The organism is Nocardiopsis sp. CA-288880, assembly GCF_050955985.1.
Classification (GTDB): domain Bacteria; phylum Actinomycetota; class Actinomycetes; order Streptosporangiales; family Streptosporangiaceae; genus Nocardiopsis; species Nocardiopsis tropica.
The window spans coordinates 3,471,527-3,494,650 of sequence record NZ_CP192105.1 but is presented as its reverse complement, the minus strand read 5'-3'; the positions used below and the strand labels follow the sequence as shown (position 1 = coordinate 3,494,650).

The following is a 23,124-nucleotide window of genomic DNA, read 5'->3' as shown; positions in this document are numbered from 1 at the left end:
GCCCGCCGGACGCAGCGGGCCGACGGCTGGAGCTGCTCTTGGGAACCGACACGCCCCCGGACCCCCGACCCTTCATCGACACCGCGCTCGTCAGGCGCCTGGTCGACGCCCAGTTCCCGCAGTGGTCCACGCTCCCGCTCAGGCCGTTCGGCCCGGCCGGCTCGGACCACGTCATCCACCGCCTGGGCGACGAGCTCTCGGTCCGGCTGCCGCGCCACGCCGGTGCGGGCGGCCAGGCCCGCAAGGAGTTCGCGTGGCTGCCCCGGCTCGCCCCGCACCTGCCCCTGGCCGTGCCGGCCCCCGTGGCGGTGGGCGAACCCGACCTCGGCTACCCGTGGCCGTGGGCGGTGTCGCGCTGGATGGACGGCGAGGTGGCGACCGTCGAGGCGCTGGGGGACTCCCGCGGCGCCGCTGTCGAACTGGCCGGGTTCCTGAGCGCCCTTCAGCGGTTCGCCCCCGAGGGGGCCCCGGCCGACGGCGCGGACACGGCGGCCGAGGACAGGTCGTTGGCCGCCCGGGACAGGCAGACGCGGGCCGCCATCGCGGAGGTCGGCGGCGTGTTCGACGCCGCGGCCATGACCGGGCTGTGGGAGGCGGCGCTCGGCGCCCCCGGATGGGACCGGCCGCCCGTCTGGTTCCACGGCGACTTCCACACCGGAAACCTGCTGATGGACAACGGCCGCCTCAGCGCGGTCATCGACTTCGGCGAACTGGGGGTCGGGGACCCGGCGCGCGACATGACCATCGCCTTCACCCTGATGTCGGCCGGGAGCCGGGCCGCCTTCCGCGCCGCGCTCGGTGTGGACGAGGACACCTGGACCCGGGGGCGGGGCTGGGCGCTGGCCTCGGGGCTGAGCGCCTACACCGCCTACGCGGCACACGACGCGCGGGTCGCCGAGCAGACCACCCGCCAGATCGGCGAGGCCCTCGCCGGATAGTGCGGCGGCCGTGGGGTTCACCGTCGCGGCCCGTGCGGAGCAGGGGTCACAGGGGCAGAGCGGCCAGCAACGCCGGTAGCGCCGGCAGCACCAGGAGGAGCATGAGGCATCCCCCGGCCGGCGGTGTGCTTCCCCGGGGCGCCTTCGCCTCCAGGTCGGCGATCATGTGCGCCTGGGCCGGGCATCCCGGAGTCACGACGTCCTCGGGGCTGAACACGCGGCAGGGCAGGCCCGTCATGAACTCGCCGTCGTACTGCCGCCCGCACATGGAGCAGGTGGGGTCACTCGGCTTCATCGGCTCCGCCCTTCCCTCGGCGGCCTGGTCCCGAGGTGCGACCACGCTACCCGCCCGGGGGCTCCGCGCAAGGGCGGCGACCCCATCCGGTCAGGGGTCCGCGACGGGGTGCGGGGTTCCCCCACATCGGGGACCTGACGGCGGAACCGGGGGCCCTGAGCGGATGTGACAGGAGAAGGGCCGCCCGGTACAACACTCGTGGACCATTCACGTCTTCCTCCACGAGGCGGGGCCGTCATCGTTCTCCACGGCAGGCGATTCGTCCACGGTTTCCTCTTCGGAACGCTGGCGGGACTGGTCGTGCTGAATGCCGCCTTCGCCCTCACGTGGGCTTCGGCGCACCTCGGCTACGGCGGGGTCTCCGACACGGGGGCCTTCCGCCTGTCGTACCATCCGAGCCTCGGCCGCCCCGTTCACCTGGACATCAGGGAAGGACGTATCGGCGCCTTTCTCGCGCTGTGCGGGTTCACGGCCGCCGCGGCGAACCTCGTGCGGGGGAGGCGGGGCGAGGGCGCGGAACGGGTTCCGCGCCCCTGAGGAACGATGTGTGCCCCCGGCCTGGCCCGGCCACGGCGGGCTCCCCGGCCGGGACGGATCCTCCGGGGTCAGTCGGCCATCCCACCGGCGAACGGCGTCGTCCGCCACTGGTCGACGGCCGGACCCAGGTACTCCACCAGCACGGGCAGCTGCGGCGCGAGGGCGAGGGCGGCGATGGCCCGCAGCATCCCCACGGCGTTCACGAAGCGCAGGACGTCCCTGTCCAGCTCCCGCACGCCGCTGCGCCGGGCTCCGCGGTCGTAGGCGGATTCGATCTCCGGGCCGAGCGCGGCCAGGTCCCATTCGACGGGGCCCAGGGTCACCAGCTCGAAGTCGGAGTAGAGGTCGCCGTCCGCCCCGGAGAAGATGTTCGCCGGCGGGGAGTCGCCGTGGATCGGTTGGACGCCGATCCCCGGGAACGCCTTCTCGAAGGCCGCGCGCGAACTCACGAGGGGCTCCAGGACACGCCATTCGCGGCGTGCGCGGTCGAGGTCGGACGGATCGATGAGGTCGGGGCGCCCGTCGAGCCGGGCGAGGTCATCGGCGAGGGTCTGCGGTTCGGCCGCGGACAGGAACGACAGGCGGCCCGGGTAGTCGCGCATCGCGGCGTGCAGTCCCGCGACGCTCTCGGCGTTCGCCGCGTAGTCGGGCTCCCTGCCCCGGTCCTCCTCGACGAACTGCCAGAACGTCATCGAGAACCCGTCGCGCCGCACCGGTTCCCGGGGGACGAGGGGGCTGGGAGGGATCACCGGCGTCCCCCGGGCCGCCAGCCACCGTGTCACGTCCAGTTCCGCGCGCTGGCGGTGCGCCAGGGCGTCGAGGTCCGTTCCGGGCGGCAGGACGACGGGGATCCGGGCCACGACCGGTGATGGCGCGAGGTGGACCACGACGGAGAACAGGTCGTGGAGCACCCTCGCGTCGGTCACGGTGAGTCCGAGGTCGCGCCCCGCGCCGACGGCGGCGTCGACCGCGGCGGAGGCACGGCGGGCGGTCTCCTGCGGGGTCATGAAGTCGTTCATGGCCCGATCATCCCAGGCCCCCGGGCGGACGGCAGCACGGTCGGCGCGCTGTACCGGGCGCCGGGGTCCGGACGCGGAACGCGGTCCGGCACGTGCTCCCGCGCGTCCGGGAGGACGGGCCCCGGCGGTCGGACTCCGTCGCGCAGGACGCCGATGGGGCGGGCGATGCGGGCGGCCCCGGTGTGAAGGCTCCGGTGTCGGCGGCCAGGGCGCGGACCTCTTCGAGGGCCCGGATGATCTCCGTGCCGTCGGGGCCGGTGTCCAGGAGCGCGGTGATCTGGGACCGGGGCGGCGGCGGTGGCGCGGTACGCACATCCGCGCGCCACGCGACGGAGACCGGGGCAGGCGGGGTCCCGGGGTTGCGCGCCGCCTCTGTCCGAGGCCGACACTAGCGTGCCCGGTGCCGAGAACCCCCACCGACAGGCACCGGAGGCCGCCCCCATGGCTCGGAGTGAACACGGCCCCCCGCGTCTCTACCGGGTCTGGCTGACCGGAGCCGGAGTGACGGCGCTGGGCACGCAGATACTCGTCTTCGGGCTCGTGTGGCACGCGGCCCTGATCGGCCCCGGCGCCGCAGCCGCCGTGCTCACGGCGCAGACCGTCCCCCGGGTGCTGCTGACCCTGCACGGGGGCGCGCTCAGCGACCGTGTCGGGGCGCTGCCCGTCATGGTGGCCGCGAACGCGGTCCTGTGCGCTCTGGCGGCCGTGGGCGCACTGGCCATGTCCGCCGCCGATCCGGGGCCGGGCGCCATGGTCGCGACCGCTCTGGCCCTGGGCACGGTCGACGCGGTCAACATCCCGGCCTCGGCGTCGGTCCCCCGACTGCTGGTCCCCTCCGAGGCCATGGGCCGCGCCCTGGCGGCCCGGCAGATCGTCCTCCAGGGCGCGGTGCTGTGCGGACCGCCGATGGGAGGCGCCGCGATCACCTTCCTGGGGCTGCCCGCCACCTACGGGGCCGGGGCCCTGGGCTACCTGGTGATGCTCGCGGTGCTGCGCCTCGTCGGATCCCGGACACGGTTCCCTGCGTCCGCCGACGCCGGACCGGGCCTGAACCGCCAGGTCGGGGAGGGGCTGTCGACCGTGTTCGGCACACCGCTGCTGCGCGCCGTGGTGCTGCTCACCGGGGCCTTCGCCATGTTCGCCATCCCCTTCTCCTCGCTCCTGGTGCCGGTGGTCTCCGCCGCACACGGGTGGGGCGCCGCGGCCACGGGTGCGGCGGCGGGCGCCTTCGGGGTCGGCATGGCCGGTCCGACCGCGCTGGTCCTGTGGCGCGGGACCGCACGGCGCGCCGGCCCGGCCGCCGCGCTGGGGATGGTCACCGCGGGAGCGGGGGTCGCGCTCGCCGCCGCCGCTCCCGGACCGGCGGCGTTCTGCCTGGTGTCCTCGCTCGTGGGGCTGGGCACCGGTGTCTTCTCCACCCACGTCGGGCCGCTGTTCATGGCCGCCTGCCCGAGCGGAGCCGTGGGGCGGGCCCACGCGGTGCTGACCCTCGCCCAGTGGCTGCCGCTCCTGGTGGCCAACCCGGTGATCGGCGTCCTCGCGCGGGCGTACCCGGTGTCCGTCCTCCTGCTCCTGTGGGGCGCCGGGGCGAGCGCGGCCGGGGCGGCGGCCCTGGGCACGCGTGCCTTCCGCACGGCGGTGCTGCCCGGCGGCACCCGACGGGGAGAACAGGAACCGGAGGCCGGCTGAGGCCCGCCCGCGCTTCGGGCGACCGCTTCCGCCTCCTCCGGCGACCTGCTTGAGTGGTCGCATGGACGCCACTCCCCATCCGCGCCACGATCCCGCCGTGGTCGCGCACGCCGCCCACGTCCTGGACCTCCTCGGCGGCCCCGTGCCACCCGTGGAGGTCTCGGCGCCGGGGCCGGCTCTTCCGTCCCGCACCCCCGGGCCCGTCCGGAACCGACCCGGCACCCCCTCGGGACCTCTCCACCCCTTCCCCCAACCCGGAGGCCCGCCGCCTCCACGGGACGGAGAACACCAACGCCCCCTCCCCGCCGGACCGCCCCGGAGAAGGGGACTGACGTCCTGGCTCGCGTCCCTGGTCGGGCGGCCGCCCGGACCGGCCGGGGCGCCGCCGGGCGGGCCCGGCGGACGCACCGGGGAACGCAGGGACCTCACCCGCAGCCTGGCCAGGTACCGTGCCGCCCCCACCGAGGACCACCACCTCGTCCTCCTGGAGAGCATCTCCAAGAGCCTGGACGCCTACGTGGAGCTCCAGGAACAGCGCGCCCGTGCCGAACGCGAGCAGGCCGAGCAGGCGCACCGGTCGGCGGTGGCGGCGCACCGCGTAGCGGTGGCCGGGACGGTCTTCGGCGCGGCGGGCTGGCTCGTGGCCCTGGCGCAGCTGCTCCTCTCCCTCCTCGGGGGCGGGTAGCCCCGATCCGGGTGTGCGCGCCGGTCGGCCGACCCCGCAGGCGGAACCCGGGGCCGGGCCCTCCGGGCCGTGTCCGCCCCGGGAGCGGCGGGCCCCGAGGGGCGCGTCACGGCGTGTGCGCTCATGCGCGTTCGCCGTCCACCTCGGCGACCAGATCGAGCAGGGCCTCGGCCGCGGGACCCGAGGACGCGGGGTTCTGACCGGTGAGCAGCAGGCCGTCGCGGACGACGTACGGCTCCCAGTCCCCGACCTTGGAGAAGACGCCGCCGAGTTCCTTGAGCTGGTCCTCCACCAGGAACGGGACCACCTCGGTCAGTCCGACGGCGGCCTCCTCCGTGTTCGTGAACCCCGTGACCCTCCTGCCCCGGACCAGCGGGTTGCCGTCCTCTCCGGTGACGTGTCGCAGGGCCCCCGGCGCGTGGCAGACCAGGGCGAGCGGCCTGCCCGCCCGCAGGGTGGTCTCGATGAGCCGGACGGAGTGCTCGTCCTCGGCGAGGTCCCACAGCGGACCGTGTCCGCCGGGGTAGAAGACCGTGTCGAACTCGGCGGCCGAGACCGCGTCGAGGCGCACCGTGCTCTCCAGGGCCGCCATGGCCTCGGTGTCGGACTCGAAGCGCCGGGTCTGGTCGGTCCGGGCGCCGGGCTCGTTGCTCTTGGGGTCCAGCGGCGGACGCCCGCCCCGGGGCGATGCGAGCACCAGCTCGGCGCCGGCGTCCTTGAAGCGGTAGTACGGGGCTGCCAGTTCCTCCAGCCAGAAGCCCGTCTTGCGTCCGGTGTCACCGAGCTCGTCGTGCGAGGTCAGGACGATGAGGATCTTCATGAACGCTGCTCCTTCGAGTGGACCGGTGTCTCCTGGGGGCGGTGGGCGCGGCCTGCGGCGCCTACCGGCCCCGGCGGGGAGGTCCCTCCGCCCGGGGCCTCGCCCGTGCCCACCCGGCTACCCGCACGTGGCGCTCCCCATGCCTCCTCCAGGGGTGCGACCAGGGGCGATCCGACGGCCCCCTATTCGGACAGCGCCTGGGCGAGCAGGCCCGTCGGGGAGAAGACGCCGCGGACGTGGCCGAAGGCCTCGCGGCGCTCCTCCTCGCCGCAGGCGGGGTCGATGACGATCCCCGCGAGTTCGGAGGCGTCCTCCAGCACGCGCAGGCCCCGGTAGTAGGCGAGCAGTTCGGCGTCGACCCGGTGGTGCCCGTACCCGTCGAGGAACAGGCCCTGCTGCTCCTCGGTGACGGCCCGGTCCGCCAGGACACCGCCCCCGAGGACGAACATCAGGTCGCGTTCGCGCGGGGCGAGGACCGCGTCGTCGAAGTCGATGAGGACCGGGCGCCCGTCGTTGGCGATGACGAGGTTGCCCAGGTGCGGATCGGCGTGGCAGGCGGCGAAGCCGGGGAGGTCGTCCCGCTCCCGGAGGCGTGCGGCCAGGTCGATCGTGCGCCGGTGGACCTCGCGCAGCGCCGCGCGGTTCCCGGACCACAGCTCGGCCAGCCGCCGTCCGACCCCCTCGGCGGGACCGGCGTCGAGCGCGGCGTCGACGCGCTCGAACAGCCCGGCCCACCGGCCGGGGTCGAAGTCCTCGCGCGGGACCCGCTCCAGCACCTCGTCCCCGAGCGGAACCCCGTGCAGAGCGGCCAGGAGCCGACCCAGCTCGCGCCATCCGGTCGGCCCCGGGGGTGTTGCGAGGGCGCTCGTGCCCTCGACCCACTCCATGACCGACAGGCGTGCGCCGCCGGTGTCGACCCACAGGGCTCCGGTGCGTGCGGGCAGCGGCTCCGGAGCGCTTCCCGGCCGTACCGCGTTGAGCGCGGCGGGCAGTACGAGCCCGGCGGGGGAGCCCCCGCTGCTCCACTTGACGGCGAAGCGGCGCCCGCGCGCGTCGGTGGCCCGCCACAGCGAGGCGTTCAGGTCCGCGCCGCCGCCGACCGGGACGAGGTCCGCCCCCTCCAGTGCGTAGTGCTCGCCGACCACGGAGGCGATACCGGATGGTGCCATCGAACGTCTTCCCCCGACTGCTCGTGCGTTCGCGTCCTGGCACGGTGCGCAGGACCGGTGGCCGCCGCAGGGCGGCCACCGGGCATGGTACGGGTCCGGCGCCGGGGCGTCCTGGTGTTTTTCGCGTTCGGAGAGACAGGGGGCCGCACCTGTTCTTCACGGGACCCCGCCGGCGCGCTCCGCGACCGGGGCGCGTTCGCGCCGTGGCTCCCGTGGCAGGGGGAGGGGGAGGGGCGGCGCGCGACGCCGTCGTCGGGAACGGGAAACCGCCGACACGCACCGTGGGCGCGGGGAGCGCCCAGGATGCGTCGGCCGCTCACCACACGCATGTACTAAATGTCTTGTTTGTCGCTCCGTGGCGGTAAGAGTTCCCAAAAGTTCTCTCTGGGCCTTTTAGTCTCCTTCGTGGGGGAAGGATGACAGCGGCACGTGCCTTCGAGGGCCGTGCCCTGCCGTTGCGGCAGCAACACACAGGCCAGCTTTCAGGGGGTCTCTCTTGTCCGTCACCGACACCGAAGCGCTTCCGGTCGACGCTCCCGCCGCACGAGGTCCGATGGTCCCGGCGCCGCGCCGACCGGGACCGGGCGAACGGGACCCGGGCGAAGCCCTCCTGCGACAGCTCAAGGCCCTGGGCCCGGGCGGTCCCGGAGCACACGAGCTCCAGGAGCGGGTCGTGTCCCACTACGCGCCGGCCATGAAGCGGATCGCGCACCGCTACGGAGGGCGCGGGGAACCGGTGGAGGACCTGTACCAGACGGCGATGGTGGGGCTGTGCAAGGCCATCCGCGGCTTCGACCCCGACCGGGGGGCGCCGTTCCTCGGCTATCTGATGCCGACCGCGATCGGCGAGGTCAAGCGCCACTTCCGCGACCACACCTGGGCCGTACGGGTGCCCCGGTCGGCCCAGGAGAACCGGATCCGCCTGCACCAGGCCCGGCAGGAGATGACCCAGGAACTGGGGCGCACGCCCACCGGCGACGAACTCGGGCACAAGCTCGGCATGACCCGCGAGCAGCTGGACGAGGTCCGCCAGGTCTCCGACCTCTACCGCGCCCTGTCACTGGACGCCCCCGACAACCCGGACGCGGACGGGGACGACTCCCCCTCGCTGGAGGAGCACCTGGGCTGCGAGGACCGGCTCCTGGACCTGGTGGTCGACCGAGAGGCACTGAAGCCGGCCCTGGCACGCCTTCCCGAGCGCGAACGCCACATCCTCATGATGCGCTACTTCCACGACCACACCCAGACCGAGATCGCCGAACGGCTGGGCTACTCCCAGATGCACATCTCCCGCATCCTGCGGACGACCCTGGAGCGCCTGCGCGAGGAGATGGGTGTGGGGACCGCCGCCTGAACCTGACCGCGTACCGGCCCGCTCGCAGGGGAGTCCCCGCGGCGTCTCCGCCGCGGGGGCCCGGCCATGGCGTCATGGCCTCGTGGAGCGGGTGCGGGCTACTTCACCCCCGCCACCTTCTCCACGAACTCCTTCATGACCTGCCCGCCGGCAGTCCCGGTGATCGGCGTCCCGGGCTTGGTCGAACCCTGCGCCTCCCTGGCCTTGCGAACCGCTGCGGTGGTCTCGGACCCGTACTTGCCGTCGGCCCCGGGGTCCTTGTCCAGGTGGCCCGCTGCGATGAGCAGTTCCTGAAGGTACGCCACCTTTTCCCCGCCGTCGCCCTGCTTGAGACCAATCATGTCGTTCCTCTTTTCTTGCCGTGAGGCCGTTGAAGCCCCATGATTCGGGGTCGCCGCAGAACACGGAACCACCGTTGCGCGGCTGGTTTTCCGGGAGGAGAGTTTGTTTCCGCCACCTCTGTCGAGATTCCACAAGAAATCCTGAATTCGGCAGGGTCGTTTTCCGTTCGGTTACTTCATCCGCCACCGCGAAGGGCGCACTTGAACCCGACCCCCGCAATCGGAAGAAGCCACGGGAGGCCACGGCCCGCCAATGATCTCCTGACCTCACAGGCCAGCCCCGACCTCGGGGCATTCGCTTGCGGAGAACACCCGCCCGAGCCGCCAGGGGGCGCCGTCGGTCCAGCATCCCGGTGCACGCAGTGAATACCACCGGCGGAGGAGTGCACGACGATGCTCGTTCGAGAACATCAGCGCTTCCCGACGGCGACGAGGACATCCCACTCCGGCCGTCGTCGGAAGGGGAGTCGAAACCGTCTCCCGTGATTCTTTCCACGGACGGAAACCGTTGCCGCGGATGAGTGTCACAGCACCACGCCTTGAGAGGCCAATGCGTGTGCCTCCGCGCTTTCGGCGCCGCCCTTCATGGCACCAGGATTCGCGGAGTTCGCGCTCATCCTTTCTCTTATTGTAGACCCGGTACGCACGCCCTTGAGGGGCGATCGTCCGCGCCCATGCCTGGGAGAACAGCACCCTGTTCCCTCTCCTTGACGAACCCCGGTGAGTGGAAAGAAAAACGAGTTTCCCTTGGCGTGCCGATGGCCGGGCGTGCGGGCGTATGCAGAAGGAGTATTTACCGCGCCCGAGGCGGTCCGGTCCGACCAGTCGGGAGGCCGGGGGAGAGGCCGGTCAGGCCTTGCCGGGCTCTGGCTGATCGCGTCCGCAGATGCCGTCTCGCCCCGTGGAGCGCTGTAGGAAAGTTGTACTGTCCGTCTTTCTGATCCATGCTGTGACTGAGGGACCGGACGGGAACCCGGCGCTCTCACACCCCTGAGGAGGCCACCCCGATGAGCGAGACGAAGTCGAGACGCCGACGTGCGGTGATGCGTCGCAAGAACCAGGTCACGCTGCCCCGTGAGGTGGCGGAGGCCCTCCACATCCGAGAGGGGGACGAGGTCGAGTTCGCCATCACGGAGAGCGGCCAGGTCACCCTCCGGGGCATGACCGCCGTACCGGCCGACCAGGCGTGGTTCTGGGACCCCGAATGGCAGCAGGGTGAGCGGGAGGCCAGTGAGCAGATCGCCGAGGGCCGGACCGAGGAGTTCGAGGACGCGGAGTCGATGTTCGACGCCCTGGAAGAGGAGCGCTGAGAGCACTGGCCACGTTCGCCACCACCCCCCGGTTCCGGGCCGACTTCAAGAAGCTGACGCCTCAGCAGGTCGAGCGGTTCCGCAAGGTGGTCACCACCGAGTTCGCACCCGACGTGGAGCAAGGACGGTTCCGGCCCGGCCTCCGGGTCAAGGGCGTGCAGGGCGCTCCGGGGGTCTACGAGATGACCTGGGCGCCTGACGGGCGCGCCACGTGGGAGTACGGGGACGAGCGTTTCCCCGGGAAGGCGCACGTCGTCTGGCGCAGGGTCGGCACGCACTCCGTCTTCAACCCCGGGCCGCCCTGAGACCCGTATCGGAACAGCGCCTGCCGCTCCGACCGCACGAGGTCCGGGGCCGTCCCACCGCGAGTCCTCGGGCCGACACGCGGAACGCCCGGCCGGAGTTCTCCGGCCGGGCGTTCGTCCGACGGGGCGGAGAACGGCCTACGCACCGGCCGCCTCCGGCAGCCGGGGGCCGGTCAGGCCTGGGGGCGCACGCCCGGGACGCCGTCGTCGATGACGAACCGGGCCCGGTCGGTGATGGGCGCGCCGGGATCGGTCACGTAGTCGAGCGTCCTGTAGTCGGCCGTCCACCCGGTGGGGGTCACGACGTTGCGGACGTAGCCGCGTCTGCGGTTGAGGAACCGGATGTGCGGGTTCTCCCTCAACTGCACCGCGTCGCCCGGGTTCTGCTCCGCGCCGTCCCCTCCGCTGGTGAACGAGGTGCCCACCAGTTCCGTGGCGACCGTCGCCGAACCCGGGTCGTCGAAGTCCGCCTTCACGTCGCACACGTAGTTGGCGTGCACGTCCCCGGTGATCACGACCGGGTTGCGCACACGGGCCAGCGCGTCGCGGACGGTGTCCCGCTCGACCCGGTAGTTGTCCCAGGCGTCGTCGCTGAAGTCGGTGGCGGCGCCGGCGGCGAAGTCGCGCTGGGAGAAGAACACCTGCTGCGCCAGCACGTTCCAGCGGGCCCGCGAGGAGGACAGCCCGTCCAGCAGCCACGCCCGCTGGTCCGCGCCGAGCAGGGTGCGCGAGGGGTCGCCGCGCTCGGAGTCCGCCACCTGCACGTCCCGGTACTGGCGGGTGTCGAGCAGGTGCACGTCCACGAGGTCGCCGAAGGACAGCTTGCGGTACAGGTGCATGTCCGGCCCGGCGGGGATCTGGGAGCGGCGCAGCGGCATGTGCTCGTAGTAGGCCTTGAGCGCGTCGGCCCTGCGCTGGAGGAAGGCCTCCGAGGGTTCGCCGCCGTACGGGGTCTCGTCGGCCCAGTTGTTCTCCAGCTCGTGGTCGTCGAAGACCACCGCCCACGGGAAGGCGGCGTGGGCCGCCTGGAGGCCCGCGTCGGCCTTGTACTGGGCGTGCCGGACGCGGTACTCGGCCAGGGTCTGGACCTCCCGGGCCGGCACGTGGGGGCGTCCGGCGCCCCCGGCCTCACCGGTCTCGTAGATGTAGTCGCCCAGGAACACGACCAGGTCCAGGTCCTCCCTGGCCAGGTGCTCCTGGGCGGTGAAGTGGCCGCTGGTGTAGCTCTGGCAGCTGGCGAACGCGAACGCGAAGCGGTCCGTCCGCGCGTTGGGCGCCGGCGTGGTCCGGGTCCGGCCCACGGGGCTGATCTCGGCGCCGTGGCGGAACCGGTAGTAGTAGGGGGTTCCGGGCCGCAGCCCCTGGACCTCCACGTGGACGGAGTGGGCGGCGCGGGGTCCGGTCCCGACGGTGCCGGAGGTGGTGATGCGGCGGAAGTCCTCGTCCCGGGAGACCTGCCACTCGACCTCGACCCGCCGGTCGGGCATGCCGCCGAGCCCGTTCTCCGCCAGGGGGTCGGGCGCCAGGCGGGTCCACAGGACGACGCCGTTGTGGAGGGGCTCTCCGGAGGCGACGCCGAGGGTGAAGGGTTCGGCCACCCGACCGGGCCGGGGTGCGGCGCCGGCGTGCGCCTCGGGGGCCCAGCCGGAGGCCAGGGCGACGGCTCCCAGGGTGGCGGCGCCGCCCACCAGGAGCTGGCGGCGGGTGGCGCGGGCGGACTCCCCCGCGAGGGAGGCGGGGACGGCGCCCGCCGGCGGGGCGGTCGGCGCGGGCTCTGCGGTCAGGAGTGCGGGGGAAGGAGCGGGGGCGGGGGTGCGGGGAGTTCCCGGCATGCACGGTCTCCTGGAGTTCGTGGAGCGCCCGGCCCCGGTCGGGGCGGGCGGGGACCGTGCTCTATCCGGCCACGGAAAGCGGAACGTCCCAACCACCGCCCGGTGAACGTTGAACCCGCGCGGGTGACCATCAGGTGACGGAGAGCTCCGAGGACCAAGATGCCCCGGGAGGACGCCGATGCCACGACCCGCACCCCCCTGCTTTTGCATAGTTCGAGCAATCGAACTGTAAAAACAGGCCATCAAAACAGAAGCAATGCATCGATTCAACTGGAAATGCAAGAACAACCCGGAGTCGAATGGAAAACCCCTTTTCCGCCCCTCCTCGCCCGGCTTCTCCCGGACCCCGACTCCCTGCCGCACGCCGATCCCGGCGGGCGGCGCCGAGGTCGGGGAGTCACCGCTTCCGGACGGCGTAGGTCACATGCGTCGCCCAGGGGGAGGGCTCCACGCGGACCTGCTCCAGGGCCACACGGTCGGCGTCCACGCCCTCGAACAGGCGGACCCCCGAGCCGAACAGCACGGGTGAGAGCGCGATCGAGAACTCGTCGACCAGACCGGCGTTCACGTACTCCAGGATCGTCGCGCCGCCGCCCGCGATGCGGACGTCGCGATCGCCGGCGGCCTCGCGGGCCCGGTCGAGGGCGGCGCCGATGCCTTCGTCGACGAAGTGGAACGTGGTGCCGCCCGGCCGCTCCCAGGGGTCGCGCCCGGTGTGCGTCACGACGAAGACGGGCGTGTGGAACGGCGCCTCCTCCGGCCACATCCGCTCGCCGGCGTCGAACATGCGCCTGCCCATCACGCTCGCGCCGGTGCGCTCGAACGTCTCCCGCACGATGTCGTTGTCGCGCCCCTCTTCCCCGCCCCGCCGAGCTTCAGGTTCTCCCGGAAGAACCGCTGAGGGAAGACCCACTGCTGCAGTTCCATCCACTGCCGCCCCATCAGTTCCCCGGCGGACCCGGGCGCGATGAAGCCGTCCAGCGACATCGACACGCTGAAGAACACCTTCCCGGCCATCAGTCCTCCGCTCCCTTCCGGACGGCCTCGGCGACGTAGTCGGCCAGGTTGTCCAGAGTCTGCCGTCCGGCCTCGATCGCGTGGTACTTCTCGGCCGCCTCGTCGCGCTGCTCCCTGGTGGGGAACACCGTGCGCATCTCGATCCGGGTCGCAGCACCGTCGGGCTCGAACCTCAGGACCGACTCGAAGGCGTTCGGGTCGTCGCGGGTCTCACCGTGGAGCATCGCGATCCGTTCCGGCGGGGCGATCTCGGTCCAGGTGATCCACTCCTGGTAGTCCGTCCCGTCCGGTCCGTGCATCATGAAGTCCCACACCCCGCCGACGCGGAACTCGAACGCCCGCGTGGTGGTGGTGAACCCCTCCGGCCCCCACCACCGCGACAGGTGCCGCACCTCGGTGAACGCCTCGAACACCAGCTCGGGCGGGGCGTCGATGGTCCTGGAGACGACGATCTCGCGGTCGGCTGTCGCCGACCGGGCCGGGGTCCCTCGTTCTGTCGCGCTCATCGGCTACTCCGCTTCCCTCGTCTGCTTCAGGTCCTGCACGTAGGCGTCCAGCCGGTCGAAGCTCTCGTCCCAGAACCGCTCGAACCCGCCGGTCCACTCGTGGACGGGCCGCAGGCCGCCGGCGTCGAGGCCGTACAGGCGCTGCTTGCCCGCCCTGCGGTCCCGCACCAGCCCGACCTCCCGGAGCACCCGCAGGTGTTTGGAGGCTCCGGGCTGGGTCATCCCCAGCTCCTGGGCCAACTCGGTCACCGACCGCTCACCCGCCCGCAGCAGCACCAGGATCTCCCGGCGCTGCGGTTCGGCGATCGCGTTGAAGACGTCCGACGTCGTCGCTGCTCGTGCCATGGGGCAATCATATTCCCATATCGGTATGCGTCAAGCCGGAGGCGCCGAGCGGATCCTGCCGGACAACGATCGCGACCCCTGTCAGCTGCGGGGACACCGGGCGGCGGCAGACCCCGGACCAAGGGCCGGCGGAGTCCGCCACGGCGGCGGGGTCCGCCCGCACCGCCGGGCAGGCCCCTCGTCAGCGGGTGGACTCCACGGTGTGTGGGGAGGCGTCCGGGCCGCGGCCTCCGACGACACCGGGGGAGGGCGGGGCGCCTTCGCTCCGAAAGCCGCCGACGGGGCGCCCGTCACCCGGTTCGCCGCTCGTCGACGGCGCCCCCACGCGGGAAAACGAGTTGTGCGGCCCCCGGGACGGGACCAGAATCGGACAGCCGACCGACAGCCGAGGAGAGGAACAACGGGATGCGCCGGTCCTACGGAGTTTTCGAGCCCTGCAACCGGACACGAATCCCCGAGGACACCTCCGCTCTTGTCATCTCTTCCGACCGTCCTGAACATCGGCGTCGTCGCGCACGTCGACGCGGGTAAGACCAGCCTCACCGAGCGCCTGCTGTTCGACGCCGGCGCCCTCGACCGGCTCGGCAGCGTCGACGCCGGGGACACCCGCACCGACTCCGGCCGCATCGAACGCGAGCGCGGCATCACCGTGCGCACGGCCGTCGCCTCCTTCCGGGCCGGCCCCGTGCAGATCAACCTCGTCGACACCCCCGGCCACACCGACTTCGTGGCCGAGGTCGAACGCGCCCTGACCGTGCTCGACGGCGCGGTACTCGTCCTGTCCGCGGTCGAGGGCGTCCAGGCCCACACCCGCGTGCTGATGCGCACCCTGCGGGACGCGGGGCTGCCCGTGGCGCTGTTCGTCAACAAGACCGACCGCCGGGGCGCCCGCCCCGACGGAGTGCTCGCGGACGTGCGGCGGCTCCTCTCCCCGGACGCGGTCGCGCTCAACCGCGTGCGCGGCGCGGGCACGCCGGGCGCCCGCACGCTGCCCCTGGACCGGCACGACCCGGCCACGGGGGCGGCGCTGGCCGAGGTCCTGGCCGCGCACGACGACGGCCTGCTGGCGCGCCTGGTCGACGGCCTCCCGGTCCCGCCGGCGCACGAACTGGACAGGATGCTCGCGGCCCAGGTGACACGGGGCCTGGTGCACCCCGTGCTGTTCGGCTCGGCCGTCACAGGCGCGGGCGCCCCCGCACTGGTCCGCGCCCTCACCTGCCTGTTCCCCGCCACCGCCCCGGAACCGGGGACCGCCGACCCCGAACCGCGGGGCACGGTGTTCTCCGTCGAACGCTCAGCCTCGGGGGAGAAGACCGGCTACGTGCGGCTGCGGTCGGGCCGCCTGGCCGAGCGCGACCGCGTCGTGCTCCACCGCGACGCCCCGACGGCCCCCGACGGCGCCGAGTCCTCGCACAGCGGCCGCGTCACCCGCCTGGCGGTCGTGGGCGCCGAGGGCGACCGCACGCGTGCGCTGACGGCGGGCCACATCGGCCGCGTCCGGGGGCTGCCGGGCCTGCGTGTGGGGGACCGGCTCGGCCCTCCCGCCCCCGGCGGCCCCGGGCCCCGCTTCGCGCGCCCCTCCCTGGAGGCGGTCGCCCGTCCGGAGCACGAGGGCGAGGGTCCGCGCCTGCACGCCGCCCTGACGGCGCTCGCCGAGCAGGACCCGCTGATCGGTGTGCGCACCGTGCCCGGCCACGGCTTCTCGGTCCTGCTGTACGGGGAGGTGCAGAAGGAGGTGGTCGCCGCGACCCTGGCCGACGACTTCGGCGTGCGCGCCGTGTTCGACCGCAGCACCGTCGTGCACGTCGAGCGCCCCGCCGGCGTGGGCGAGGCCGTCGAGACGGTCGGCTCCCAGCCCGCGGACGGGTTCGCCGCCACGGTGGGCCTGCGGGTGGAGCCGGGGGAGGAGGGGAGCGGCGTCGTGTTCCGCAGGGAGGTGGAGCTCGGCGCCCTGCTGCCGTCGTTCGACCGGGCGGTGGCGGAGACGGTCCACGACACCCTGTCCCAGGGGCTGTACGGATGGCAGGTCACCGACTGCGTGGTGACCCTGGTCCGCAGCGGGTTCGTGGCCCCGACCAGCACGGCGCGGGATTTCCGCTGCCTGACCCCGATGGTGCTCATGCGGGCGCTGCACCGCGCGGGCACACGGGTGATGGAACCCGTGCACGCCTTCGAGCTGGAGGTCCCCGCCGACGCGCTGAGCGCGGTCCTGGCCGCCCTGGGCGCCGCCGGCGGCCACGTGCACAAATCCTGTCCGGGAGGCGGCGCGTGGGAGCTGAGGGGGGAGCTGCCCGCCCGCGCGGTCCACGGGTTCCGGACGGCGCTGCCCGGCCTGACACACGGCGAGGGGTTGCTGCTGAGCCGCCGCTCCCGGGTGCGGCCGGTGGCCGGCGCCCCTCCGCGCCGGGCCCGCACCGACGGGAACCCGTTGAACCGGGAGGAGTACCTCGTCCACCTGCGGCGGTCCGGGCCGGGCGGATGAGGGCACCCGGCGGTTCTCCCGCCGGGCCCGCCCGGGAAACGCGTGCCCGGGGGCGAGGACGCGGGACGTTCCCGGACAGGAACAGCGGGACCGCGTCGGTACGCGCCGCCCGCTCGCAGCGGGGCCGTTCCCACAGGGTCCCAAAGCCGACCACCGCCACTGCGGACAGGGGGGTCAGAGCGTCGGCCCGGTGACCTCCTGGGTGCCGAGGACGGCGAGCAGGTCGAGGAGGCCGGCGCTGTCGGTGCCGACCGCGGGGGTGAACCAGAGCAGCCGCTGCCGACCGTCCTCGCTGAACAGGTGGAGGCAGTTGACCTCGATCAGGCCGAGCTCGGGGTGGACGAGGCGTTTGCGGTCGTCGCGCCGGAAGGCCACGTCGTGGTCGGCCCACAGGGAGGCGAACTCGGAGGAGGCGCCGATCAGCGAGCTGATCATCGAGCGGGCCTCGGTGTCCTTGGCACCTCTTCTGGCGGCGGCTGCCCGCAGGTCGGCGACGAAGGCCCGGGACTGGCCCCCGTGGTCGGCTTCGGGGTACATCCGCCGCGCGTCGGGGTCGGTGAACCACCGGTGGATGAAGCTGGCCCGGGCACCGCGAAGACCCGAGTGGTCCCCGAGCAGCGCCACCGCCGGCGGGTTCTGCACGAGGGTGACATGCAGGTCGGTGATGACCTGCGCGGGTGTCGACGTCAGACGGGTGAGCAGGTCGAGCATGCCGGGGTGGACGTGCGAGGCCGGTCCGCCGTGCGCGGGCACCGGGCGGTCGGCCAGGTGGTAGAGGTAGTCGCGCTCGTCGGCGGTCAGGCGCAGGGCCCTCGCCAGCGCGGCGATCATCTGCGCGGAGGGCTGGGATCCGGCGCCGCGTTCGAGTTCGTTGTAGTAGTCCACCGATGCGCCGGCGAGCTGGGCGACCTCGTCGCGGCGCAGCCCGGGCACCCGGCGGCGGAGCCCGTGGGGAAGTCCGACGTCGACCGGACGGATGCGTTCACGCCGCGAGCGCAGGAAGGCTCCCAGCTCGGTGTAGTTCACAGAACCCATGCCGTCCATTCTCGGTCCGGCCGGGCCGCCGGCACAGGGGATGGGATCCCCTGGTTCCGCCGGGCGGCGCCGAGCATCCTGGAGGACATGGCTGCCGACCGCTCCGCGCGGAGTCCTGCCACCGGATCGGCATCGGCCGGCTGCCGTTCCCGTCCGGGAACGGCGCCACGGCCACACGTTCTCGGACACATGCTCCCGCGCCGCGGGAGAACCCACTCAAGGAGGAACACCCATGCCTTTCGCCAACTTCAAGGTCCCCGCGGGCACCGTCACCGCCGAGGACAAGAAGAAGCTCGTCGAGCGCACCACCGACCTGTACGCGGAGATCTACGGCGAGCGGGCCCGTTCCACCACCGTCGTGCTGGTCGACGAGGTCGCCGACGGCGGCTGGGGCGTCGCCGGCAGCGTCCTGACCGCCGCCGTGCTCAACGGCGACGCCTGATCTCCCCCCTGTGCGGGCCCGGCCCCTCCGCGCCGGGCCCGCACCGACGGGAACCCGTCGAACCGGGAGGAGTACCTCGTCCACCCGGGGCGGGTCGGTCCCCACCCGGCTCACCCACGACCATGAGCTCAGCGTGGGCGAGCTCGCCGCCCGCCTGGAGGTGGGGCTGCCCACCACCGGCGAGCTGGTCGGCGACCTGTCCGGGGTGGGCCTCGTGGTGCGGCGGCAGGACCCCGCCAACCGCCGGCGCGTCCTGCTGTCCCCGGCCGAGGAGTACCGGGACCCCATGCGCGCGTTCGCGAGCAGACGGGTCCCGCCCCTGCTGCGGGCGTTCGAGCGGCTCACGCCCGCCGAGCGGCAGGGGTTCTCCGCCGGCCTGCGGGCCCGGGCCCACGAGGCGCACCCCTCCTGAGCCGTCCGCCATGCCGTGCCGAGTGTCAAAGCACTGGCCCCCGGCGGCGCCGACGGCCTATCCTGGGGCCATGCACAAGAGACGTTAAGTCCCCGACCGGTCTTCGGACCGAGCACGCGGACCACCGGGCGAACACGCTCCCGGTGTCCTCGTTCCGCTCGACCGAAAGACCTCCATGAACACCCTTCCACCGCGTGCCCCCGGCACGCGTACCTCCCGTCTGACCCGGCCCCTGTACGCGTACGCGGTCCTGGAGGAGTTCGTCCTCCTCTACCCCCTGTACGCGATCCTCTTCGACGAGACCGGGCTGACGGTCGCCCAGATCAGTTCGCTGTTCGTGCTCTGGTCCCTGACCTCCGTCGTCGCGTCGGTCCCCGCCGGCGCCTGGGCCGACGTGGTGCCCCGCCGCTACCTGCTGGCCGCCGCACCGCTGTTCGCGGCCGCGGGCTTCGCCCTGTGGCTCCTGCTGCCCGGCTACTGGGCGTTCGCCCTGGGCTTCGTGCTGTGGGGCGCGGGCGGAGCCCTCTCCTCCGGCGCCTTCGAGGCCCTGGTCTACACCGAACTCGGACACCGCGGCGCGGCCGACCGCTACGCCCGGATCATGGGCGTGACCCGCGCCCTGGGGGTGGCCGCGGTCGGCGCCTCCACCCTGCTGGCGGTCCCCGTGATGGAACACGGCGGCTACGCGGCCATCGGGGCGGCGAGCGTGGCCGCCTGCGTGCTGTGCTCCGTGGCCGCGCTGGCGCTGCCCGAGCACCGGCGGGCCGCCGGCGGCCCCGACTCCGGGGACGAGCCCGCCGGCTACCTCGCCACCATGCGCGCGGGCCTGGCCGAGGCTCGTGCGAGCCGGGGCGTCCGGGGCGCGATCGTGCTCGTCGTCGTGGTCACGGCCTTCTGGGAGATGCTGGAGGAGTACGTCCCCCTGCTCGCGGACGAGGCCGGCGTCCCCACGGCCGACATCCCCCTCGTGGTCCTGGTGGTGTGGGTGTTCATCACCGCGGGCGGCCTCCTCGCCGGGCCCGCGTCCCGGCTGCCCGTCCGGCTCCTCGCCGTCCTGCTCGGCCTGGCGGCGGTCGCCATCGCGACCGGCGCCCTGCTCGGCAGCCTCCCCGGCTGGATGCTGATCGGAGCGGGGTTCGGCGTGTGCCAGACCGCGAACGTGGTCGCCGACGCCCGGCTCCAGGAGCGCATCACCGGGACCAGCCGGGCCACGGTCACCTCGCTCGCCGGACTCGGCGCCGACGCCTTCACCGGCGCCTCCTACCTGTTGTACGCGGCGGTCTTCGCACTGACCGGCCACGCCCTCGCCTTCGCCCTCTTCGCCACCCCCTACCTGGCCGCGGCCCTCGTCCTGGGCCGGAAGCGGGCAGGGGCCTCCTCCCCACGGGGCGGGGACCCCGGGTGCCGGGAGGACGACGCCGCCACGGGGGAGTCCGCCGGGACGGGTCCTCTGACGCGTCGGGGGGAGGCCGGGTGAGACGGGGCGCGAACAGGGCCGAACCCGACGGCTCCCGGGGACGTCTCCCCCTGTAGCCGGGCGCTCCGCGCTCCGGCGCCCGTGGCGGACGGCCCCGTCCGCCACGGCGCACCGTGCCCGAGGACGGCGGGTCACGGCGCGCGAGGGGCCGCAGGCGCTGAGGGACCGCCTGCGCCCCGCTCGTCCCCGGCGGTGGGTGCGCCGCGCCGCGGCCCCCGCCGGGGCACGCACGCGCGTGCGCGGGGCCCGTATGCGCCCCAGCGGGCGGGGACGCCCGTTGACTGGCGCGCACGCGCGTGCGCGGGGCCCGTTCCCGGAAGCGGTGCGGCCCCGGCCGACTGGGCGCGCTCCCATGGCCATCCCGGTGGGAGGGCGCCTTGCACGGATGAATAGCATCGGTTCTTGTGGCACACGAGACGACGAACACCGCGAACAGTGACGCCCCGGACACCGCCTCCGTGAGCGGGATCGACGTGAGTTACACCGATCGCGGAGCCGGGTACCCCGTCCTCTTCATCCACGGCCACCCCTTCGACCGGACGATGTGGGCACCGCAGGTCAAGGCGTTCGCCGGGCGCGGATACCGGGTGGTGGTGCCGGACCTGCGCGGGTACGGCCGCAGCACCGTCGTCCCGGGGACGACCTCCATGAGCGCGTTCGCCCGCGACCTCGCCGCGCTCCTGGACCACCTCGGCCTGGACGTGGCGGGCGTGGTGGGACTGTCCATGGGAGGACAGGTCGCCCTGGAGTTCTACCGGCTCTTCCCCGACCGGGTCGACTCCCTCACCCTGGCAGCCACCAACCCGCGCGCCGAGACCGACACGGGCCGAGCCTCCCGGGTCGCGATGGCCGAGCGGCTGCGGGGAGAGGGGATGCGGGGCTACACCGACGAGATGCTCGTCGGCATGATGACCGCCGACAACGTGCGCGACCTGCCCGCGGTGGCCGACCACGTGCGCGCCATGATGTACGCCGCCCCGCCCGAGGGGGCGGCGGCCGCCCAGTACGGACGCGCCCAGCGCCCCGACTACACCCCCCTGCTCCGGCGGGTCTCGGCGCCGACACTGCTCATGGCGGGCCAGCACGACCGGTTCACGCCTCCGGACTTCACCGAGTCCATGCACGTGCTGATCCCCGACTCCGTCGTGGAGATCATCGAGGGCGCCGGGCACCTGCCCAACCTGGAGCGCCCCGACCGCTTCAACGAGGTGCTGCGCAGGTTCCTGGACCGCTGCCGCACCCGCGTCTGACCGGCGCGCCCGGAAGGCCCGGCCTCCCCCTCCGCGCCCGGCGCGGGGAGCGGCTGCACCGGGGCGGCCCGCCGCGCGGCGCCCGCCGCCGGGATCAGACGGCCGCGGCGGGGTAGTCGGTGTAGCCGGTGGCGCCCCCCACGTACATCAGGTACTTGTCGCGCACCGGGTTGACCGGCGCACCGGTACGGATGCGCTCGACGAGGTCGGGGTTGGCCAGGAAGGGACGCCCCAGGGCGACCAGGTCGGCTCCGGCCTCCAGCATCCGCTCTCCCGCGGCCCGGCCCCCGTCGGCGGGGATCCCCTCGGCGGGCAGGACCGGGTTGCCGACCAGGGTCCGCGACCAGCGGGAGCGGATCTCCTTCCAGACCCGGCTGTCGGGGTCGGCGAAGGCCACGTGCAGGTAGGCGGGGCCCAGGGCGTCCAGGCGCTCGGTCAGCCCGGGGTACAGGGCCGCGATGTCGTCCGCGGTCTCGGCGATGCCGTTGCTGGTGTTGCCCGGGGAGACGCGCACACCGACCCGGTCGGGACCGATCTCGTCGACGACGGCCCCGACGACCTCCAGCACGAACCGCATCCGGTTCCGCGGTTCGCCGCCGTAGGCGTCCCGGCGCCGGTTGGTGGTGGGAGCCAGGAACTGGTGGAGAAGGTAGCCGTTGGCCGCGTGGACCTCCACCCCGAGGAAGCCCGCGTCCACGGCCCGGCGGGCCGCGGCGGCGAAGTCGGCGACGGTCCCGTCGATGTCGGCCCGGTCCATCTCCCGGGGCGTCACGGCCGGCTGACGGCCGCCGGGCGTGTGGATCGTGTCGGGCAGGGCCACGGGGGAGGGCGCCACCGGCGTCAGCCCGCTGGTGGCGGGGTGGCCGACGCGGCCCCCGTGCTGGATCTGGAGGAACATGCGGCCGCCAGCCTCCGCCACGCGGCGGGTGACCGCCCGCCAGCCCTCGACGTGCTCGGGGCGGTGCAGGGCGGCGATGTTCGGATAGGTCTGGCCGACCGCGTTCGGGGTGGAGGCCTCCGCGATGACGAGGCCCGCCGAGGCGCGCTGGGCGTAGTACTCGGCCATGAGAGCGCTCGCGGCGCCCGAGGGCTCGGCCCGGTTGCGGGTCATCGGGGCGATGACCAGGCGGTTGGGCAGGTCGATGCCGGCCAGGCGGGCGGGGGTGAGCAGCGGAGAGGTTCCGGATGTGGTGTCCATGCGGCTACCGTAGGAGTTGACGCCAATGTCAACTTCAAGTGCGGGGAGTGTGAGTTGGGCCATGCGGATCGGTGAATTGGCGCGGCGCAGCGGTGTGAGCACACGGTCGCTGCGCTACTACGAGCAGCAGGGCCTGCTGTCCTCCGAGCGCACACCGGGCGGTCAGCGCGAGTACGCCGAGTCCGCCCAGGACCGGGTCGAGCGCATCCAGGAGCTGTTCGCGGCGGGGCTGTGCAGCGCCAAGATCGCGACCCTGCTGCCGTGCATGCGCGACGCCGACGGCGGCCCGGCGGAGCCGGACGGCACCCTGGTGGCGGACCTGATGGTGGAACGCGACCGCATCGACCGGATGATCGGGGACCTGCAGCGCTCCCGCAAGCTGCTCGACGACGTCATCGAGGCGGCCTCCGACGAGGTCGCGGCGCCGTAGGCCGCGCCCCCTCCTGCGGGCCCGCACCGCCCGCGCGAGGACCCCGGACGATGCCCGCGCCGACCGGGGAGGGCGCCCGGACGGCCGGCCTCCCACCGGTCCGCCCGGGGAGTCCGGCACCGGGCGGGGCGGACGTGTCGGCGCACCACCGCGCACCGCCCCTCCTGAGGGCGGGGCGCAGTGCGCTCCGCGCGGCCGCGCCCGCGTCGGTCTTCATCCCGCTGCCGGTGGTCCTG

General features: G+C 73.7%; 24 protein-coding genes. 13 read left to right on the top strand and 11 right to left on the bottom strand.

The window, feature by feature from the left end:
* The first annotated feature begins 38 nt into the window (after window positions 1-38).
* Complete coding sequence (locus ACQPYD_RS14995) at window positions 39-938, top strand: aminoglycoside phosphotransferase family protein (protein WP_433701596.1); 900 nt, start codon at window positions 39-41, stop codon at window positions 936-938.
* A gap of 46 nt (window positions 939-984) precedes the next feature.
* On the opposite strand, the gene ACQPYD_RS14990 is transcribed toward ACQPYD_RS14995, so the two are convergent.
* Window positions 985-1,233, bottom strand: coding sequence for a hypothetical protein (locus ACQPYD_RS14990; RefSeq protein WP_433701595.1), 249 nt, complete (start codon window positions 1,231-1,233; stop codon window positions 985-987).
* A 198-nt stretch (window positions 1,234-1,431) separates the two neighbouring features.
* Here ACQPYD_RS14990 and ACQPYD_RS14985 point away from each other — a divergent pair, with 198 nt between their 5' ends.
* Window positions 1,432-1,770: a hypothetical protein gene (locus ACQPYD_RS14985; protein ID WP_433701594.1), complete on the top strand. Its 339-nt coding sequence runs from the start codon at window positions 1,432-1,434 to the stop codon at window positions 1,768-1,770.
* 68 nt (window positions 1,771-1,838) lie between these two features.
* On the opposite strand, the gene ACQPYD_RS14980 is transcribed toward ACQPYD_RS14985, so the two are convergent.
* Complete coding sequence (locus tag ACQPYD_RS14980; protein ID WP_433701592.1) at window positions 1,839-2,789, bottom strand: aminoglycoside phosphotransferase family protein; 951 nt, start codon at window positions 2,787-2,789, stop codon at window positions 1,839-1,841.
* A 441-nt stretch (window positions 2,790-3,230) separates the two neighbouring features.
* Between ACQPYD_RS14980 and ACQPYD_RS14975 the strand changes: the two genes are divergently transcribed.
* Window positions 3,231-4,478 (top strand): MFS transporter, encoded by a 1,248-nt coding sequence (locus ACQPYD_RS14975; RefSeq protein WP_433701591.1) that lies wholly within the window; start codon window positions 3,231-3,233, stop codon window positions 4,476-4,478.
* A 61-nt stretch (window positions 4,479-4,539) separates the two neighbouring features.
* Window positions 4,540-5,163 (top strand): hypothetical protein, encoded by a 624-nt coding sequence (locus ACQPYD_RS14970; RefSeq protein WP_433701590.1) that lies wholly within the window; start codon window positions 4,540-4,542, stop codon window positions 5,161-5,163.
* 121 nt (window positions 5,164-5,284) lie between these two features.
* On the opposite strand, the gene ACQPYD_RS14965 is transcribed toward ACQPYD_RS14970, so the two are convergent.
* Together ACQPYD_RS14965 and ACQPYD_RS14960 are read right to left on the bottom strand one after the other, a co-directional pair.
* Window positions 5,285-5,983, bottom strand: a complete 699-nt coding sequence (locus tag ACQPYD_RS14965; protein WP_433701589.1) for a type 1 glutamine amidotransferase domain-containing protein — start codon at window positions 5,981-5,983, stop codon at window positions 5,285-5,287.
* 182 nt (window positions 5,984-6,165) lie between these two features.
* Window positions 6,166-7,152: a phosphotransferase enzyme family protein gene (locus tag ACQPYD_RS14960; RefSeq protein WP_433701588.1), complete on the bottom strand. Its 987-nt coding sequence runs from the start codon at window positions 7,150-7,152 to the stop codon at window positions 6,166-6,168.
* Between the two features lie 553 nt (window positions 7,153-7,705).
* Here ACQPYD_RS14960 and ACQPYD_RS14955 point away from each other — a divergent pair.
* The gene (locus ACQPYD_RS14955; protein WP_433702058.1) at window positions 7,706-8,506 is read left to right on the top strand and encodes a SigB/SigF/SigG family RNA polymerase sigma factor; all 801 of its coding nucleotides are present in this window, start codon (window positions 7,706-7,708) and stop codon (window positions 8,504-8,506) included.
* Window positions 8,507-8,604: 98 nt separating this feature from the next.
* Here ACQPYD_RS14955 and ACQPYD_RS14950 read toward each other — a convergent pair whose 3' ends face one another.
* The gene (locus ACQPYD_RS14950; RefSeq protein WP_433701587.1) at window positions 8,605-8,847 is read right to left on the bottom strand and encodes a peptidoglycan-binding domain-containing protein; all 243 of its coding nucleotides are present in this window, start codon (window positions 8,845-8,847) and stop codon (window positions 8,605-8,607) included.
* Window positions 8,848-9,890: 1,043 nt separating this feature from the next.
* Between ACQPYD_RS14950 and ACQPYD_RS14945 the strand changes: the two genes are divergently transcribed.
* Together ACQPYD_RS14945 and ACQPYD_RS14940 are read left to right on the top strand one after the other, a co-directional pair.
* Window positions 9,891-10,157, top strand: a complete 267-nt coding sequence (locus tag ACQPYD_RS14945) for an AbrB/MazE/SpoVT family DNA-binding domain-containing protein (protein ID WP_433702057.1) — start codon at window positions 9,891-9,893, stop codon at window positions 10,155-10,157.
* Between the two features lie 86 nt (window positions 10,158-10,243).
* Window positions 10,244-10,462, top strand: coding sequence for a hypothetical protein (locus ACQPYD_RS14940; protein ID WP_402911617.1), 219 nt, complete (start codon window positions 10,244-10,246; stop codon window positions 10,460-10,462).
* Window positions 10,463-10,635: 173 nt separating this feature from the next.
* On the opposite strand, the gene ACQPYD_RS14935 is transcribed toward ACQPYD_RS14940, so the two are convergent.
* The 4 genes from ACQPYD_RS14935 to ACQPYD_RS14920 all read right to left on the bottom strand — a co-directional run bounded on the left by ACQPYD_RS14935 (window position 10,636) and on the right by ACQPYD_RS14920 (window position 14,162).
* Window positions 10,636-12,294: an alkaline phosphatase D family protein gene (locus ACQPYD_RS14935; protein ID WP_433701585.1), complete on the bottom strand. Its 1,659-nt coding sequence runs from the start codon at window positions 12,292-12,294 to the stop codon at window positions 10,636-10,638.
* Window positions 12,295-12,691: 397 nt separating this feature from the next.
* The gene (locus tag ACQPYD_RS14930; RefSeq protein ID WP_433701584.1) at window positions 12,692-13,207 is read right to left on the bottom strand and encodes a dihydrofolate reductase family protein; all 516 of its coding nucleotides are present in this window, start codon (window positions 13,205-13,207) and stop codon (window positions 12,692-12,694) included.
* A gap of 103 nt (window positions 13,208-13,310) precedes the next feature.
* The gene (locus tag ACQPYD_RS14925) at window positions 13,311-13,817 is read right to left on the bottom strand and encodes an SRPBCC family protein (protein WP_433701583.1); all 507 of its coding nucleotides are present in this window, start codon (window positions 13,815-13,817) and stop codon (window positions 13,311-13,313) included.
* Between the two features lie 3 nt (window positions 13,818-13,820).
* Window positions 13,821-14,162 (bottom strand): ArsR/SmtB family transcription factor, encoded by a 342-nt coding sequence (locus ACQPYD_RS14920; protein ID WP_433701582.1) that lies wholly within the window; start codon window positions 14,160-14,162, stop codon window positions 13,821-13,823.
* A gap of 472 nt (window positions 14,163-14,634) precedes the next feature.
* On the opposite strand from ACQPYD_RS14920, the gene ACQPYD_RS14915 reads away from it, so the two are divergent.
* The gene (locus tag ACQPYD_RS14915) at window positions 14,635-16,644 is read left to right on the top strand and encodes a GTP-binding protein (protein ID WP_433701581.1); all 2,010 of its coding nucleotides are present in this window, start codon (window positions 14,635-14,637) and stop codon (window positions 16,642-16,644) included.
* A 174-nt stretch (window positions 16,645-16,818) separates the two neighbouring features.
* Here ACQPYD_RS14915 and ACQPYD_RS14910 read toward each other — a convergent pair whose 3' ends face one another.
* Window positions 16,819-17,679: a helix-turn-helix transcriptional regulator gene (locus tag ACQPYD_RS14910; protein ID WP_433701580.1), complete on the bottom strand. Its 861-nt coding sequence runs from the start codon at window positions 17,677-17,679 to the stop codon at window positions 16,819-16,821.
* A gap of 232 nt (window positions 17,680-17,911) precedes the next feature.
* Here ACQPYD_RS14910 and ACQPYD_RS14905 point away from each other — a divergent pair, with 232 nt between their 5' ends.
* The 4 genes from ACQPYD_RS14905 (at window position 17,912) to ACQPYD_RS14890 (ending at window position 21,260) form a co-directional block, all read left to right on the top strand.
* Entirely contained in the window at window positions 17,912-18,121 is a 210-nt protein-coding gene (locus ACQPYD_RS14905) for a 4-oxalocrotonate tautomerase family protein (protein WP_433701579.1), read from the top strand.
* Between the two features lie 133 nt (window positions 18,122-18,254).
* Window positions 18,255-18,533, top strand: a complete 279-nt coding sequence (locus ACQPYD_RS14900) for a hypothetical protein (RefSeq protein WP_433701578.1) — start codon at window positions 18,255-18,257, stop codon at window positions 18,531-18,533.
* A 175-nt stretch (window positions 18,534-18,708) separates the two neighbouring features.
* Complete coding sequence (locus ACQPYD_RS14895; RefSeq protein ID WP_433701577.1) at window positions 18,709-20,010, top strand: MFS transporter; 1,302 nt, start codon at window positions 18,709-18,711, stop codon at window positions 20,008-20,010.
* Between the two features lie 404 nt (window positions 20,011-20,414).
* Window positions 20,415-21,260 carry an alpha/beta fold hydrolase gene (locus ACQPYD_RS14890; RefSeq protein ID WP_267950031.1) on the top strand — a complete coding sequence of 282 codons (846 nt, stop codon included), beginning with the start codon at window positions 20,415-20,417 and terminating at the stop codon, window positions 21,258-21,260.
* A gap of 94 nt (window positions 21,261-21,354) precedes the next feature.
* Here ACQPYD_RS14890 and ACQPYD_RS14885 read toward each other — a convergent pair whose 3' ends face one another.
* Window positions 21,355-22,458, bottom strand: coding sequence for an alkene reductase (locus tag ACQPYD_RS14885; RefSeq protein WP_433701576.1), 1,104 nt, complete (start codon window positions 22,456-22,458; stop codon window positions 21,355-21,357).
* 61 nt (window positions 22,459-22,519) lie between these two features.
* Between ACQPYD_RS14885 and ACQPYD_RS14880 the strand changes: the two genes are divergently transcribed.
* Window positions 22,520-22,888 (top strand): MerR family transcriptional regulator, encoded by a 369-nt coding sequence (locus ACQPYD_RS14880; protein WP_433701575.1) that lies wholly within the window; start codon window positions 22,520-22,522, stop codon window positions 22,886-22,888.
* Window positions 22,889-23,124 lie beyond the last annotated feature (236 nt).

Bases quoted from the DNA above. Each gene is read 5' to 3' on its own strand.
- ACQPYD_RS14935 (WP_433701585.1), bottom strand. From the start codon at position 12,294: ATGCCGGGAACTCCCCGCACCCCCGCCCCCGCTCCTTCCCCCGCACTC.
- ACQPYD_RS14910 (WP_433701580.1), bottom strand. From the start codon at position 17,679: ATGGGTTCTGTGAACTACACCGAGCTGGGAGCCTTCCTGCGCTCGCGG.
- ACQPYD_RS14975 (WP_433701591.1), top strand. From the start codon at position 3,231: ATGGCTCGGAGTGAACACGGCCCCCCGCGTCTCTACCGGGTCTGGCTG.
- ACQPYD_RS14965 (WP_433701589.1), bottom strand. From the start codon at position 5,983: ATGAAGATCCTCATCGTCCTGACCTCGCACGACGAGCTCGGTGACACC.
- ACQPYD_RS14905 (WP_433701579.1), top strand. From the start codon at position 17,912: ATGCCTTTCGCCAACTTCAAGGTCCCCGCGGGCACCGTCACCGCCGAG.
- ACQPYD_RS14885 (WP_433701576.1), bottom strand. From the start codon at position 22,458: ATGGACACCACATCCGGAACCTCTCCGCTGCTCACCCCCGCCCGCCTG.
- ACQPYD_RS14925 (WP_433701583.1), bottom strand. From the start codon at position 13,817: ATGAGCGCGACAGAACGAGGGACCCCGGCCCGGTCGGCGACAGCCGAC.
- ACQPYD_RS14990 (WP_433701595.1), bottom strand. From the start codon at position 1,233: ATGAAGCCGAGTGACCCCACCTGCTCCATGTGCGGGCGGCAGTACGAC.
- ACQPYD_RS14880 (WP_433701575.1), top strand. From the start codon at position 22,520: ATGCGGATCGGTGAATTGGCGCGGCGCAGCGGTGTGAGCACACGGTCG.
- ACQPYD_RS14945 (WP_433702057.1), top strand. From the start codon at position 9,891: ATGCGTCGCAAGAACCAGGTCACGCTGCCCCGTGAGGTGGCGGAGGCC.
- ACQPYD_RS14970 (WP_433701590.1), top strand. From the start codon at position 4,540: ATGGACGCCACTCCCCATCCGCGCCACGATCCCGCCGTGGTCGCGCAC.
- ACQPYD_RS14980 (WP_433701592.1), bottom strand. From the start codon at position 2,789: ATGAACGACTTCATGACCCCGCAGGAGACCGCCCGCCGTGCCTCCGCC.
- ACQPYD_RS14950 (WP_433701587.1), bottom strand. From the start codon at position 8,847: ATGATTGGTCTCAAGCAGGGCGACGGCGGGGAAAAGGTGGCGTACCTT.
- ACQPYD_RS14895 (WP_433701577.1), top strand. From the start codon at position 18,709: ATGAACACCCTTCCACCGCGTGCCCCCGGCACGCGTACCTCCCGTCTG.
- ACQPYD_RS14920 (WP_433701582.1), bottom strand. From the start codon at position 14,162: ATGGCACGAGCAGCGACGACGTCGGACGTCTTCAACGCGATCGCCGAA.
- ACQPYD_RS14960 (WP_433701588.1), bottom strand. From the start codon at position 7,152: ATGGCACCATCCGGTATCGCCTCCGTGGTCGGCGAGCACTACGCACTG.
- ACQPYD_RS14955 (WP_433702058.1), top strand. From the start codon at position 7,706: ATGGTCCCGGCGCCGCGCCGACCGGGACCGGGCGAACGGGACCCGGGC.